The following is a 14,082-nucleotide window of genomic DNA, read 5'->3' on the forward strand; positions in this document are numbered from 1 at the left end:
CCGTGGCATCCAGTGTCACGTGGCGTGGTCGCACCGGTTCCGAAGCTCCCCCAGAGGGGGTACCCCCATCGTCGAGCCGTTCAGTGTCCGCGTGCGACGTACTGCCCGCGTACGTAGCAGAGAACACAGTGCGGCTTGGGGGGCTCCCGGAAGAATGTCTGTCCCGGACGGGGACACGAGGCACCTCGCCATGGTGGGGTCGGGTGCAGACTTGAGGTTAACACTACCGGATCCAACAAACATTCCCCCTCTCCAAATCCGGCAACCGTGTGTCAGGTGGCGAGCGGAAGCACGCTCGCGCCCTGCGCGTCGAGACCGAGCCGGTTGGCGGCCCAGTCATTGCCGGCCAGTGCTTCGACCTTGTCGGCCGTTTCCGCGTCCGCCAGCGCCATGACCGTGGGTCCGGCGCCGGAGATCACCGCGGGGATCCCGTCCCCCCGCAGCCGCTCCACCAAGGCGGCGCTCTCGGGCATGGCCGGGGCGCGGTACTCCTGGTGCAGCCGGTCCTCGGTGGCGGGCAGCAGCAGCTCGGGGCGCCTGGTCAGGGCCTCGACGAGCAGGGCCGCACGGCCCGCGTTGGCGGCGGCGTCGACATGCGGCACGGTGCGCGGGAGCAGACCGCGCGCGGTCTCGGTGAGAACCGGCTTCCCGGGCACGAAAACCACCGGAACGATGGAATCGGCGGGGTCCATCCTGATCGCCCGGGCCGCGCCGCCCTCCATCCAGGACAGGGTGAAACCGCCCAGCAGGCAGGCCGCGACGTTGTCGGGGTGGCCCTCGATCTCGGTGGCGAGCTCGAGGAGCGCGGTGTCGTCGAGCCTGGCCTCGGCGCCTATGGTCACGGCGCGGGCGGCGACGATGCCGGCGCAGATGGCGGCGGAGGAGGAGCCGAGGCCGCGGCCGTGCGGGATGCGGTTGGCGCAGACGATCTCCAGGCCGCGCGGCTGTCCGCCGAGCAGGTCGAAGGCGGTGCGCAGGGAGCGTACGAGCAGATGGCGCTCGTCGCGCGGGAGGGTCTCGCCGCCCTCACCGGCGATGTCGATGTGCAGTCCGGAGTCGGCCACCCGGACGACCACGTCGTCGTAGAGACCCAGCGCGAGGCCGAGGGCGTCGAAGCCCGGGCCGAGGTTGGCGCTGGTGGCGGGGACGCGCACCCGGACGGCGGCGGCGCGGAACGCGGGACCGGCCATCGCTCGAAGACTCTCCTTGAGCTGCGTGACTGTCGAATGACATTCGAGGGACGTGAGGGGGACGTGCGGGGGCGTACGAAACCCCCTGGGATCGCCGCCGACCGGGGTGGCCGGCCGCTTTCCGGGCCGCTCCGGGCCGCTTTCCGGACCACGGAGACGCCGCGATACCGCGGCATATGCGGCGGGCGGGTTCGGTACAGCCTATCGAAGGAAGGTTCAGTGGCGACATAGGGCGCACAGGAGGCGCACGATGCGTGTCGCAAGCCCCCTGTGCACCCCCTGTGGAGAACTTCCCCAGGTGGACGCGCTCTTACGCCCGCTGTGCGGGCCCTGTCGCGTCCGGCCGCCCGTGCTAGACCAGGCCGAGCCGCTCGGCGGCGGTCGCGGCGTCCACGGGGACGGTGACCGGCTGCGGGGCGCCGGCGACAGCCCAGTCCGGGTCCTTCAGGCCGTTGCCGGTGACGGTGCACACGATCTTCTGCCCCGGGTCGACCTTGCCCTGCTCGGCGGCCTTCAGCAGACCGGCGACCGACGCGGCGGACGCGGGCTCGACGAAGACGCCCTCCTGCGAGGCCAACAGCCGGTAGGCGCGCAGGATCTCACGGTCCGTCACCTCGTCGATGGCGCCGCCCGACTCGTCCCGCGCGGCGAGCGCGAAGTCCCAGGAGGCGGGGTTGCCGATGCGGATGGCGGTGGCGATGGTCGACGGGTCCTTGACGACCTCGCCGCGCACGATCGGCGCGCTGCCTGAGGCCTGGAACCCCCACATGCGCGGCCTCTTCGTGCTGACCCGATCGGCGGCGTACTCCTTGTACCCCTTCCAGTACGCGGTGATGTTGCCCGCGTTGCCCACCGGCAGGACGTGGATGTCGGGCGCGTCGCCCAGCATGTCCACGATCTCGAAGGCGGCCGTCTTCTGGCCTTCTATCCGCACCGGATTGACCGAATTGACCAGCGCCACCGGGTAGTTGTCGCTCAGCGCGCGGGCCAGCGTGAGGCAGTCGTCGAAGTTGCCGTCGACCTGGAGGATCTTCGCCCCGTGGACCAGCGCCTGCCCCATCTTGCCGAGCGCGATCTTGCCCTGCGGCACGAGGACGGCGGACACCATCCCGGCCCGCACCCCGTACGCGGCGGCGGAGGCGGAGGTGTTGCCGGTGGAGGCGCAGATGACCGCCTTGGCCCCCTCCTCCTTGGCCTTGCTGATGGCCATGGTCATCCCGCGGTCCTTGAAGGACCCGGTCGGGTTCGCGCCCTCGACCTTGAGGTGCACCTCGCAGCCCGTGCGCTCGGAGAGCACCTGCGCGGGCACGAGCGGCGTGCCGCCCTCGCGGAGCGTCACGACCGGCGTGGTGTCGGATACCGGCAGCCGGTCCCGGTACTCCTCGATGATTCCGCGCCACTGGTGGGTCATTGCTGGTTACTCTCCTTCAACCCGCATGATGCTGGCGACACCGCGCACGGTGTCGAGCTTGCGCAACGCCTCGACGGTCCCGCCGAGGGCCGCGTCGGACGCACGGTGCGTGACGACGACGAGGGAGGCCTCACCGTCCTTGCCCTGCTGGCGAACCGTATCGATCGAGACACCGTGCTCGGCGAACACGGTCGCGACCTGGGCGAGAACACCCGGTTTGTCGGCCACGTCGAGGCTGATGTGGTACCGCGTGACGACCTCGCCCATCGACGAGACGGGCAGCGCGGCGTACGCGGACTCCCCCGGCCCGGTCGTCCCGCTGATCCGGTTGCGCCCCACGGCGACGAGGTCACCGAGCACGGCGGAAGCGGTCGGCGCACCACCGGCACCGGGCCCGTAGAACATCAGCTGCCCGGAGGCGTCCGACTCGACGAACACCGCGTTGTAGGCGCCGCGCACGGAGGCCAGCGGATGGCTGAGCGGGATCATCGCCGGATGCACCCGCGCGGTGACCGACGCCCCGTCCTCGGCCCGCTCGCAGATGGCGAGCAGCTTGATGGTGCAGCCCATCTCCTTGGCGGAGGCGAAGTCGCCGGCGGTGACCTCGGTCATGCCCTCGCGGTGGACGTCGTCGAGCCGCACCCGCGTGTGGAAGGCGATCCCGGCGAGGATGGCGGCCTTGGCGGCGGCGTCGAACCCCTCGACGTCGGCGGTGGGGTCGGCCTCGGCGTACCCGAGCGCGGTGGCCTCGTCGAGCGCCTCCTGGTACCCGGCGCCCGTGGAGTCCATCTTGTCGAGGATGAAGTTGGTGGTCCCGTTGACGATGCCGAGCACCCGGTTGACCTTGTCGCCGGCGAGGGACTCCCGCAACGGCCGGATCAGCGGGATGGCGCCGGCGACGGCGGCCTCGTAGTAGAGGTCCTTGCCGTGCTCCTCGGCGGCGGCGTGCAGCGCGGCGCCGTCCTGGGCGAGCAGCGCCTTGTTCGCGGAGACGACGGACGCGCCGTGCTCGAAGGCGGTGGTGATGAGCGTACGGGCGGGCTCGATCCCGCCGATGACCTCCACGACGATGTCGAGGTCGCCGCGTTTGACCAGCGCGGTGGCGTCGGTGGTGACCAGGGCGGGGTCGATCCCCTCCCGCACCTTGTCGGGCCGCCGCACGGCCACGCCCGCGAGCTCCACCGGGGCCCCGATCCGGGCGGCGAGGTCGTCGGCGTGCGTCGTCATGATGCGCGCCACCTCTGAGCCGACCACTCCACAGCCCAGCAGCGCCACCTTCAGCGGACGCGTACGCATCATCCGACCTCGTTTCCTGATTACCGTCTCGGTTGCACCAGTCTCACTCACCGGACGGAACTTTCTGCGTTATGTCCGGATCGTGAGACATCTATTTCATTTTCACGACCGGGGAGACAGAAGATCTTCCGCCACCCGGCCGGTGTTCTTGTCGCCGCCGCTCATCCGACGTCGAGCCGGAGGAGATCCTCCTCCGTCTCCCGCCGCACGATCACGCGCGCCTCGCCGCCCCTGACGGCGACGACGGGCGGACGCAGCACATGGTTGTAGTTGCTGGCCATCGACCGGCAGTACGCCCCGGTCGCGGGGACGGCGATGAGGTCCCCGGGTGCCAGGTCCCCCGGCAGGAAGGCGTCCTTCACCACGATGTCCCCGCTCTCGCAGTGCTTGCCGACGACCCGGCACAGCATCGGCTCGGCGTCGGAGACGCGGGAGGCGAGGGAGACGCTGTACTCGGCGTCGTACAGCGCGGTCCGGATGTTGTCCGACATCCCGCCGTCCACGGAGACGTACGTCCGCAGCCCGTCGAGCGGCTTGACGGTGCCGACCTCGTAGAGCGTGAAGGCGGTGGGCCCGACGATGGCCCGCCCCGGCTCGACGGAGATCCGGGGGGTCGTCAGCCGCGCGGCCTCGCACTCCCGGGTGACGATCTCGGTCAGCGCCTTGGCGATCTCGTGCGGCTCGCGCGGGTCGTCGTCACTGGTGTACGCGATCCCGAGCCCACCCCCGAGGTCGATCTCGGGCAACTCGACCCCGTGCTCGTCCCGGATGTCCTTGAGCAGCCCCACCACCCGGTGCGCGGCCACCTCGAACCCGGACATGTCGAAGATCTGCGACCCGATGTGGGAGTGGATCCCGATGAGCTCGAGACCGTCCAGCTTCAGCGCCCGCCGCACGGCCTCCGCGGCCTGCCCGCCGGCCAGCGGGATGCCGAACTTCTGGTCCTCGTGGGCGGTGGCGATGAACTCGTGCGTGTGCGCCTCGACACCCACGGTGATACGGATCTGCACCCGCTGCCGCGTGCCCAGCTCCTGTGCGATGTGCGCGACCCGGACGATCTCCTGGAACGAGTCGAGCACGATCCGCCCGACCCCGGCCTCGACGGCCCGCCGGATCTCCGCCACGGACTTGTTGTTCCCGTGGAAGGCGATCCGCTCGGCGGGCATCCCCGCGGAGAGCGCGGTGGCGAGCTCCCCACCGGAGCACACGTCGAGATTCAGCCCCTCCTCGTGCAGCCACCGCACGACGGCCCGGGAGAGGAACGCCTTGCCGGCGTAGAACACGTCGGCGTCGCTGCCGAAGGCGGTGCGCCAGGCCCGCGCCCGGGCCCGGAAGTCGTCCTCGTCGAGGACGTAGGCGGGGGTGCCGTACTCCTCGGCCAGCCGCTTGACGTCGATCCCGCCGACGGTGAGCACACCGTCCGTGTCACGCGTGACGGTCTCGGCCCACACCTTGGAGTCGAGGGCGTTCAGGTCGGTGGGCGGTGCGGAGTAGTGCCCCTCGGGGAGGACGTCGGCGTGACGGGGCCCGGCGGGGTGTGCGGAACGGCTCATGTCAGTGTCTCTCTGGACTCTCTCAGAGGTGATCGGGTGCGTCGATGCCGAGCAGGGACAGGCCACCGGCCAGCACCGCCCCGGCGGCGTCGGCGAGCGCGAGCCGGGCACGGTGGGCGGCCGAGGGTTTCTCCTCGCCGAGCGGCAGCACGGCGGGAAACAGCGGCGTCACGGCGTCGGCGACGGCGACGAGCTGCCGGGCGAGCCGGTCGGGCGCACGGTGGGTGGCGGTGGCGGCGAGGACACGGGGGTGGTCGGCGAGGACCTGGAGCAGCGACCGGGCTCCGTCCACGGGACCGGGCTCGGGACCGAACCCGAGGTCGGCGGCATTGCGCAGGAGCGCCCGGGTCCGGGCATGGGCGTACCGCACCCGGAACAGCGGATTGCTCTCCCGCTGCACCAGATGCTCGTCACCGATCCGGGGCCGGTCGTGCGGGGCGGGGTACAGCAGGGCCCAGCGGCCGGCGTCAGTACCGAGGCGGAAGGGGTCGGCGGGCGCGGGAACGGGCCGGACGACGATGCCGTCGTGGTCGTCGACGCGAACCACGGCACCCTGCGACTGGAGAACCCTGGTGAGGGCCTCGACCTGCACGACGGCACGCACCTCACGGGCCGCCCGCAACTGGACGGTGCGACCGCCCAGGGCGTCACCGTGCCCGTACCGGGAACCGCACCGCAGAACCTCGCGAACGAGCCCGACGGGCCCTCCCCCGTCGGCGAGGCTGATGTTGATGAACCCGGGCCCGGTGACGACGACGTCATCGATGCCGTCGGCGCGCAGAAGACGCGACCGCAGGATCTCGGCGACCCGCTGGGCCGGCTGACCGGCCGGCCGCGCGAGCTGAAGGGCGACATTGGTCGCGTAGTCCCCACACCCTCCGGGCCCCGGAGGCGCGACACGAACCCTCTCAGGCAGAGCCACCACCCTCAGCTCCCCCTCATCGACGGCACGACGCACCGCGTGCAGCACGGTGCGGGAGAGCTCGACGGGGGTCACGGGACAAGCGTAGGGGAGGAAGGGGGTGGGTAGACGAATGAGTTAGGCCGCGATTCCGAGATGTGGACGGCCGTCGGATCTCACCCTCCGGCATGCCCGGCGGCCGGCTCGGCGTCCCCGGGCCCACGAACCCGCCCGAGGGGACCGAGGATCAACCGCTGGACGAGCCGCACGAGCTCCCCGGGCTCGAAGGGCTTGGCGAGGAAGGCGTCCACTCCCACATCGAGCCCGCTCTCGATCTCGTACTGGGTACAGGCACTGACGATGACGAGCGGAAGATGACTGGTCCGAGGATCCGTACGCAACCGGGCCGCGGTCCGAAGCCCGTCGAGCCGCGGCATGACGACATCGAGGGTGACGAGGTCGGGCCGCACCTGATGGACGACTTCCAGACACTCGGCACCATCGGCCGCGGTCACGACCTCGATGCCCTCCAGCTCGAGGTTGACCCTGATCAACTGCCGGATGACCTTGTTGTCGTCCACAACAAGAACCCGGCCCGATGCGCCTGGCACAACTCGAGAGTAGGTCGGACCCGGCCACCACGTCCGGCGTTTCCCCACTTCCACCCCGCACGGGCGACACCCCGCACTCCGGACCGACCCCGGCCGGCTGCCGCCCGCTGCGAAAACGGGTTCATGACCACCCCCAGGGAGCTGGTAATGTTCTACCCGTCGCCGCGATCACCGCGACGGACACGCCCCCGTAGCTCAGGGGATAGAGCAACGGCCTCCGGAGCCGTGTGCGCAGGTTCGAATCCTGCCGGGGGCACCTTGTAGTAGGTGCCTGAAGACCCCGTCACCAGCGGAAACGCTGCCAGCGGGGTCTTCGCGTATGTGCAGGCGTGCGCGGGCCGAAGCGGCCGTATGTCGGGGTCTGTGGACGAGGCGTGGACGGGATCTTGGTGCATCGCCGCAGGTCGCTGTCGGATTCCAGAGGCGGCCGGCTCACGCGCCCTCCTCAGCCTCCGCGGCATCGTGCGGCGCTCAACTGCTTAGATCATCGGCATGACCGACTGGTCACGACCCCACCGCGCCTACGGCACGGCAGAAGACGTCGCAAGCTGACCTACGTCTTCGGTAACGCCCAGTGCGCCGAGGGTGATGCGATCTTCAGCGTCGAGGAAGCCATCGTCGCCCGATGGGGCTGATGACACTACGACCGCCAATCGCTGCCACAGGTTATGCCGCCAGTGTGGAAGGCTATTGGAGAGCCCGGCAAGAAGGTTTTGGTGCTGGTAGCACGGCTGGGGAGACTCTCGGTGCTCACAACAGCGGTGTTGCTCGGTTGAGATGGCCTTGGACGTCATCAGTGCATGTCGTGCCCGATGACCACGCCAGGACCCTCAGCCAAGCCATCCCAGCTGGCGATCCGAAGCGGCACGGTTACCGACGAGCCCGGCGAGATGAACACCCCGCTGGTGGAGCCGCCAAATCCCTTCTCAGCGCGGGCCGCCTTTGCAGCGTCCCGCAGCAGAGCCTCCAGCCGCTGTGACTGCACGGCCATGTCCCCGTCGTGCATCTCCGTCAGCAGCCGCGTCGTAACCAGGACGCGGTCCGAACCATGCCCACAGGGTTGGGAGAGCCGCATTGGAACCGGCTGGGTGGCGCCCCTGTCAACTGCGCGGGCCAAATACGCGGCCCCGTCCCCATCGCGCATGGCTCGAGCTAGCGTGGCTGTCGGGGAGTTACGGAACTTCAGATAAGCCAGACCAGCGAGGAAGCCAACGGCCATCCCGATGTTGGCGGGGGCACCTTCCGGGTTGGCCGCTCCTGAAGCCCTGGTTATAAGGACGGCAAGGCCGCCCCCAGTGGCAGTGCATGAAGCAAGGTAGAACAGGATTCGGAACATGCTTCTCTCTCAGCATCGAGCGACTGACGGCAGTATGACGACCAGGGGTCCCTTTATGGCATGTGGGATAAGGCATGTACGGACCTTTGAATTTTCAGCGCCTCGGTCGGCCAACTCCGCACGGGTCTGTGTAGCGAACGGTGAAACTCAGTCGGATTTGTTCAGCGGCGTCCGGCGCTGAGCCGGCCGTCGAAGGTGATGTCGAAGGCTTGGAGTGCGGCCTTCCAGCGCATGGTCCAGCGTTTGCGTCCGGTGCCGGTCGGGTCCAGGCTCATGACGGCCAGGTAGACGCATTTGAGGGCGGCCTGGTCGGTGGGGAAGTGTCCTCGGGCCCTCACGGCCTTGCGGATGCGCGCGTTGATGCTCTCGATCGCGTTGGTGGTGCAGACGATCTTGCGGATCTCCACGTCGAACCGGAGGAAGGGCACGAACTCCGCCCAGGCCGCCTCCCAGAGCCGGACGATCGCCGGATACTTCCCGCCCCAGGCGTCGGTGAACTCCACGAACCGCTCGAGCGCGGCGTCCTCGGTCGGCGCGGTGTAGACGGGCCGGAGCGCCTTCGCGACCTTCTCCCAGTCCTGCCGGGCCGCGTAACGGAAGCTGTTCCGCAGCAGGTGAACGATGCAGGTCTGGACGATCGTCGCAGGCCAGACGGTGTTCACGGCGTCCGGGAGGCCACTCAGGCCGTCACAGACCAGCATCAGGACATCGGCCGCGCCGCGATTCTTGATCTCGGTCAGGACCTGAAGCCAGTACTTCGCGCCCTCACCACCGTCACCGATCCACAGGCCCAGGATGTCCCGGTGCCCCTCGGCAGTGACCGCCACCGCCATGTAAACAGGCCGGTTGGCGACCTGCCCGTCCCTGACCTTCACGTTCACGCAGTCGATGAAGACGACCGGGTAGACACTGTCCAGGGGACGGTTCTGCCATTCGCTCATGCCGGCCATCACGCTGTCGGTGATCGTGGAGATCGTGGACTTGGAGATCTCCGCGCCGTAGACCTCGGCGAGATGCGCGGAGATCTCCCCGTGCGTGAGCCCTTTCGCCGACAGCGACAGGACCATTTCGTCCACCCCGCCCAGACGCCGCTGCCGCTTCTTGACCAGCTGCGGCTCGAACGACCCGGCCCGGTCCCGCGGCACCGCGATCCCGACCGGCCCCGACTCGGTGATCACAGTCTTCGACCGGTGCCCGTTGCGGTAGTTCTCCCGGCCGCCCTCGGCCCGTTCACCGCGCTCGTGGCCCAGATGATCGGTGAGCTCGCCCTCCAGCCCGGACTCCAACACCCGCTTCGTCAGCTGCTGCAGCAGGCCACCCTCCCCGGTGAGCTTCACCCCACCGGCCTGGGCCCGGGCCACCAGCTCGGCGACCAGCCCGTCATCCACGGCGCCCGCCCCACTCACAGCGGCCTTCCCGGCCTCGCTGCCACTCGTCACGTCAGCCATCAACTGTCGCTTCCAGCTCGGGAGTTACACCGCTCACCGTACAGACCCCTTCCCGGCTCCGCTCCGGGCGACGCTCCTGCCTTCGGCCCGCTCCGCCCGCGCTGCGCCGACGCGCGCCCACACGTGGATAGGGCCGGAATCCATGAGTCGAGCGCCGCAAAGAGCGGGGCGCGGTCAAAGACGATGCCTCCGGCGGGGGATCGGCCGGCACCGGGATGGAGGGGCGACGTCGCCGACCGCGGGTCCGCAGTGGCGTGCGCGAGGAGCTCCCATCCCGTCCACCGCCGACCCAGGCAAAGCCGAGCAGACGCGGCCCAGGGCGTCCAGGTCGTTCGTACAGTGGCGCGCTCCACCTGGACGCCCTGGACCACGCCCGCTCCACGGTGTGTGGGTCGACGGCGGACGGGATGGGAGCAGGGTGAGTGGTGGGCCGAAGCCCAAGGAAATTCCGCGGCTCCACAACAAGTGACCGCGGTTCACATCATTCGATCCGCGGGCTTGACCGATCAGAACTCGATCTGACAGTGTTTCACCCGCGGATCGCAACTCTGCGACCGCGGCGACCACTTCGCCGGCACTGTGTGCTCAATTGGAGTCAGCATGAATCAGTTCGATGTGCTTCCGCCCGGCCTCCCTGGTCAGGTCCTCCCGTGCCTCGTGATCGATGAGCGCCGGGTGGTCATCAACCCCTCGCTCAATCAGATGGAGTCCTTCGTCGTCGACCCGGTGGCGACCGAGGACCCGAAGCGTGTGGCAGCCGACTTCCGCGTGCGGGAGGCCTACGAGATGCGCAAGCGCGTTCAGCGCCTTCTGTCCGGCAACAAGGCCAAGCGGGACAACGTGCCCGCCTACGCCAAGTACCTCATTGACGGCATGGTCAACGGCAAGGACTACGTCACCCCGCCGCAGAGCCTCGTCTTCACGGCTGAGCTGAAGGTCTACGTCGCATCCACTGTCCCGGGTGCCGCGACCTACCTGCACGTGCCGCCGGGCATCCGGGGAACTCATGACGACGGCGAGACCCAGTACCTGGCCCGTCTCATGGCTCGCAACCTGCATCCCACGACCGGCGACATCCCCATGGCCGTCATCGTCGACCACTCCCGCACGATCGACTGGGGCGGCCAGGCCTTCCACGACCTCAACCTGCTCGGCGTGTCGATGTCGGCCGCGGTTGCCATCGCCGCAGACGGACGTGACCCGGCTACGCGCATCGCCAAGACCATGGCCGACACGATTCCGGAGTTGGCCGGCAAGGTCTCGTTCGACTCCCGTCAGGTGAGCGCCAAGAGCGATGCCATCATGACCATCACCACGCTGCGGCGCGCCACCGTTGCCAGCCTGGTTGGCCGCAAGGTGTTCGCCCTCGGTAACAAGCCCCTCACCGAAGACATCACCGATCAGGACAAGCACGACATCCCTCTGGTGTGGCGCCAGGTGTTCACCAGGCTGGAGAAGCACCTCAACCACGACACGGTGGTCGGGCTGCCGGCGGTTCTCACCGCGATCGGTATCGCTGTCCACGAGGCACGTGCCAAGGCTGGCGGGCTGGACAGCCTTCTCCGGAGCCTCGACACGGTGCTCTGGGATAAGTCCACCGAGGACGGTGCTGACCGGTGGGCGGGCATCGCGGGCAAGCTCACCGAGACCAAGGAGGGCGCGAAGAAGTTCTCTGCCGTTGGCGGTGTGAAGGATCTCGGCTACCGCGTGCTGGAGTCTCTGACCAATCCGGAGAGTGACGACTTCACCAAGATCCGGACGGTCTAGCGATAGTCGTGCCCCGCACGTGCCCGATCGAGCGGGAAACCGCAGGAAACACCGGGCGGTCACGGGCACCGAGCGTGAGGGCGGCCCCCGACCGATGTATCTGGTCAGGGGCCGTTCTCACTGCTCGCCACGCGGAGGCGGTGGGATTTGAACCCACGGTGACATCGCTGCCACGACGGTTTTCAAGATCCTCCGGGGTTTGACTCCCACATTGAGGCTCCGCTGCCCTGCTCTGACACCCGCATGTAGTTGAATCGCCTCCACACCTACCGGGTACATAGCAAGATGGGGCATCCTGATGGGATCACAGCCGAGAGGGGGGAACTGTGATGCGTATGCAGGTGCGACTGACTGGTGATCTTGGGGCGATCTCAGTCTTGGCGCTGCGCGACGTACTGTCGAGCACAGTGTCGCTTCTCAATGAGTTAGACCCAAGCGCTGGACGTTCCGGCCTCCAACGAGACTGGGTTGTTACTGGACTGGCTGAGGGAAGTGCCTGTGTGGCGATCGCCGCAGCCCACTCGGAGGGGGAGTTGGCGTTGCCACGGGCATTGGAAGCAGTCCGTGAGCTTCACGAGAGGCCGGCAATTCCTTTGGGAGCCAACGAATTCGCCGTCCGAAAAGTCATTAAGCTGTACCAACTGTCAGGCAAGCGCGGAGTCACAGGAATCGAACTCAGCGAAGTCGGCGATAAGCTGGCCCGAGTGACACCGATCAATGCCCTGGTGGCTGCGCACGCTCGCGAAGCAATTAAGGAAGTCTCGCGCACCAGAAGTTCATTCCGGGGCCGACTCGATAAAATCAACCTTCGAGTAAAATCTCCAGAATTTTCACTCTTCGACGAGAACCGCGGAATCGGACTGCGATGCCACCTTGAGAACCGCGGTGATGTCGACCTATTGCAACAGGTTAAATCTAGCGTAGGTGCTCTCGTTAGCGCTCGCGGAGATCTCAAGAGAAACTCAGCGGGGCAACCAATTCACATGCGAGTGGGCCGACTTCGGGTGATCGAAGAGGCGCCAGCAAGACCAACGCTACACAACATCGCAGGGATTTCACCAGACTGGACCGAAGGCTTGAGTTCCGTAGAGTTCGTTCGGAAACAGCGAAGGTCTCCGAAGGTGATTGAGGGGGGCGAGGAGCAAGAGTGAGCCGGCGTAGGGGGGGAGTCCCGCAACGTTGCTACATAGACTCCTGCGTTTACATTGAGGTCATCAAAGGGCGCACGGGTGTAGGCATCGACCACGATGAGCGGGACTATGATCGCTGCCTTCAGGTATTAGCCCAGTTCGAGAACGGCAATCTCGCCGTGACGGCGTCAACCATGGTCTACGTGGAAGTATTTGGCAAAGGGGAAGCCAAACTTCACGACAAGCGCAAGAGTCAGCTTGCCACTGGAAAAACCCAGGCTGCAGCGTCTGGGATCATCGACGCATGGTTCAAGGCATCTCCCATCTCCTGGGTTGAGGTCCACCAAGACATAGCAGAAGACGCACGCGAGATGGCGCGAAAGTTTCACCTCGACTCCCAAGACGCGGTGCACTTGGCGACAGCGGTTGACGAGGAGTGCGGGATATTCTACACGCTTGATCGGCAACTGATAAGCCGGATTGAAGGCGGAGGCGGCATCCCTAACCTTCAGTTGCTCCTCCCCGTCGCCATGGGTCAGCTAACGATTCCTAGCCCGGCCCCTTCCGGCGACAAACTGTCGCCACTTGAACCGTCGTAATCCCCTAGGCCTATTCTGAGACGAAGTGGACGACGGCCGACATTTCCTTGAGTACGCAGACAGGTGTCACATCTTCTGGGAGGGGAGTGTAAATGAGCACACCTAAGGTTCTCACCGTGACTCTCGAGTTCGAGATGGGTGAGCGAAAGATCCACGCTGCGAGGATCAAGGCGGCTTATGAGGCCGCAGTAAGCGACGCTATCGAGGCAGCGAAGAAGGAGCTTCTCGACGGCAGCGTGACGACCGTCCGCAGCCGCATGACTTGGGACTACAGATGGGCTGAGACGTCGGCTCAGTACACCGATCTTGACATCGAGTGGGCGGAGGATGACGAAGAGCCAGACGACTGATCACTTCGTTTAGTGATTACCACAAGCGTCGTCCCGGGGGTGTCCGCGTGCTCGACCGCGTACTTGCACGGTGCCAGGCCAGGCCCCGAGCGTAGGTCAGTCGGCGTCGCAACCGCCAACGGTAAGCCGTGCCATGCACGACGACGCGACGTGCACCCTTACGCTCCAGTGTCATGGTTCTCCCTCGACATGGAGGATGCTAGCGACTCCGGCTCTGCCGTCCGTAGGGGCAGATGTGCCAGACCCGTGCCAGATCTGCGGGGAACCACGGGGAACCACGGGGAACGCCGGATACCGGTCCCACACGCAATCGGACGCTGGCAGCGCTCTCGCCCAGGTCAGCCGGACAATCGCCCGTAGATCACCTCAGCTTCCCAAGCTGAAGGCTCAGGGGCCGCCATCGCGTGCCGGCCCTTGCGGCTTGGTCTGGTCGACGACACAAGCCGGTAGCGTGGCTGAGGCCGCAGGGGGTGCAGCGAGGCACACGCGC

The 14,082-nt window shown here is 67.4% G+C and carries 11 protein-coding genes and 1 tRNA gene; 5 read left to right on the top strand and 7 right to left on the bottom strand.

Features of this window, described 5'->3' with window-relative positions:
- Positions 1-272: 272 nt before the first annotated feature.
- The 6 genes from thrB to ACZ62B_RS04325 form a co-directional block, all read right to left on the bottom strand.
- Positions 273-1,190: a homoserine kinase gene (thrB, locus tag ACZ62B_RS04300; protein WP_344568764.1), complete on the bottom strand. Its 918-nt coding sequence runs from the start codon at positions 1,188-1,190 to the stop codon at positions 273-275.
- A gap of 352 nt (positions 1,191-1,542) precedes the next feature.
- Positions 1,543-2,601, bottom strand: a complete 1,059-nt coding sequence (gene thrC / locus ACZ62B_RS04305) for a threonine synthase (RefSeq protein ID WP_344568766.1) — start codon at positions 2,599-2,601, stop codon at positions 1,543-1,545.
- A gap of 6 nt (positions 2,602-2,607) precedes the next feature.
- A complete protein-coding gene (locus tag ACZ62B_RS04310) occupies positions 2,608-3,900 on the bottom strand; it encodes a homoserine dehydrogenase (protein WP_344568768.1) in 1,293 nt (430 codons plus the stop codon).
- A 158-nt stretch (positions 3,901-4,058) separates the two neighbouring features.
- Positions 4,059-5,450 (bottom strand): diaminopimelate decarboxylase, encoded by a 1,392-nt coding sequence (gene lysA / locus ACZ62B_RS04315; protein ID WP_468879937.1) that lies wholly within the window; start codon positions 5,448-5,450, stop codon positions 4,059-4,061.
- Positions 5,451-5,472: 22 nt separating this feature from the next.
- The gene (gene nrtL, locus ACZ62B_RS04320; protein WP_469689256.1) at positions 5,473-6,447 is read right to left on the bottom strand and encodes an ArgS-related anticodon-binding protein NrtL; all 975 of its coding nucleotides are present in this window, start codon (positions 6,445-6,447) and stop codon (positions 5,473-5,475) included.
- An 80-nt stretch (positions 6,448-6,527) separates the two neighbouring features.
- Positions 6,528-7,016 (bottom strand): response regulator, encoded by a 489-nt coding sequence (locus tag ACZ62B_RS04325; protein ID WP_382055011.1) that lies wholly within the window; start codon positions 7,014-7,016, stop codon positions 6,528-6,530.
- A gap of 130 nt (positions 7,017-7,146) precedes the next feature.
- Here ACZ62B_RS04325 and ACZ62B_RS04330 point away from each other — a divergent pair.
- Positions 7,147-7,218, top strand: a tRNA-Arg gene (locus ACZ62B_RS04330).
- A 1,241-nt stretch (positions 7,219-8,459) separates the two neighbouring features.
- Here the strand turns inward: ACZ62B_RS04330 and ACZ62B_RS04335 are convergent.
- Positions 8,460-9,746 carry an IS256 family transposase gene (locus ACZ62B_RS04335; RefSeq protein WP_469689257.1) on the bottom strand — a complete coding sequence of 429 codons (1,287 nt, stop codon included), beginning with the start codon at positions 9,744-9,746 and terminating at the stop codon, positions 8,460-8,462.
- A 600-nt stretch (positions 9,747-10,346) separates the two neighbouring features.
- On the opposite strand from ACZ62B_RS04335, the gene ACZ62B_RS04340 reads away from it, so the two are divergent.
- The 4 genes from ACZ62B_RS04340 to ACZ62B_RS04355 all read left to right on the top strand — a co-directional run bounded on the left by ACZ62B_RS04340 (position 10,347) and on the right by ACZ62B_RS04355 (position 13,592).
- The gene (locus ACZ62B_RS04340) at positions 10,347-11,513 is read left to right on the top strand and encodes a DNA sulfur modification protein DndB (RefSeq protein WP_469689258.1); all 1,167 of its coding nucleotides are present in this window, start codon (positions 10,347-10,349) and stop codon (positions 11,511-11,513) included.
- A 500-nt stretch (positions 11,514-12,013) separates the two neighbouring features.
- Positions 12,014-12,664: a hypothetical protein gene (locus ACZ62B_RS04345; RefSeq protein WP_469689259.1), complete on the top strand. Its 651-nt coding sequence runs from the start codon at positions 12,014-12,016 to the stop codon at positions 12,662-12,664.
- Entirely contained in the window at positions 12,661-13,242 is a 582-nt protein-coding gene (locus ACZ62B_RS04350) for a type II toxin-antitoxin system VapC family toxin (protein ID WP_469689260.1), read from the top strand. Before ACZ62B_RS04345 ends, ACZ62B_RS04350 begins: the two co-directional genes overlap by 4 nt.
- A 92-nt stretch (positions 13,243-13,334) precedes the next feature.
- Positions 13,335-13,592 (top strand): hypothetical protein, encoded by a 258-nt coding sequence (locus ACZ62B_RS04355; RefSeq protein WP_469689261.1) that lies wholly within the window; start codon positions 13,335-13,337, stop codon positions 13,590-13,592.
- Positions 13,593-14,082 lie beyond the last annotated feature (490 nt).

Source organism: Streptomyces sp. NPDC053426 (genome assembly GCF_055585405.1).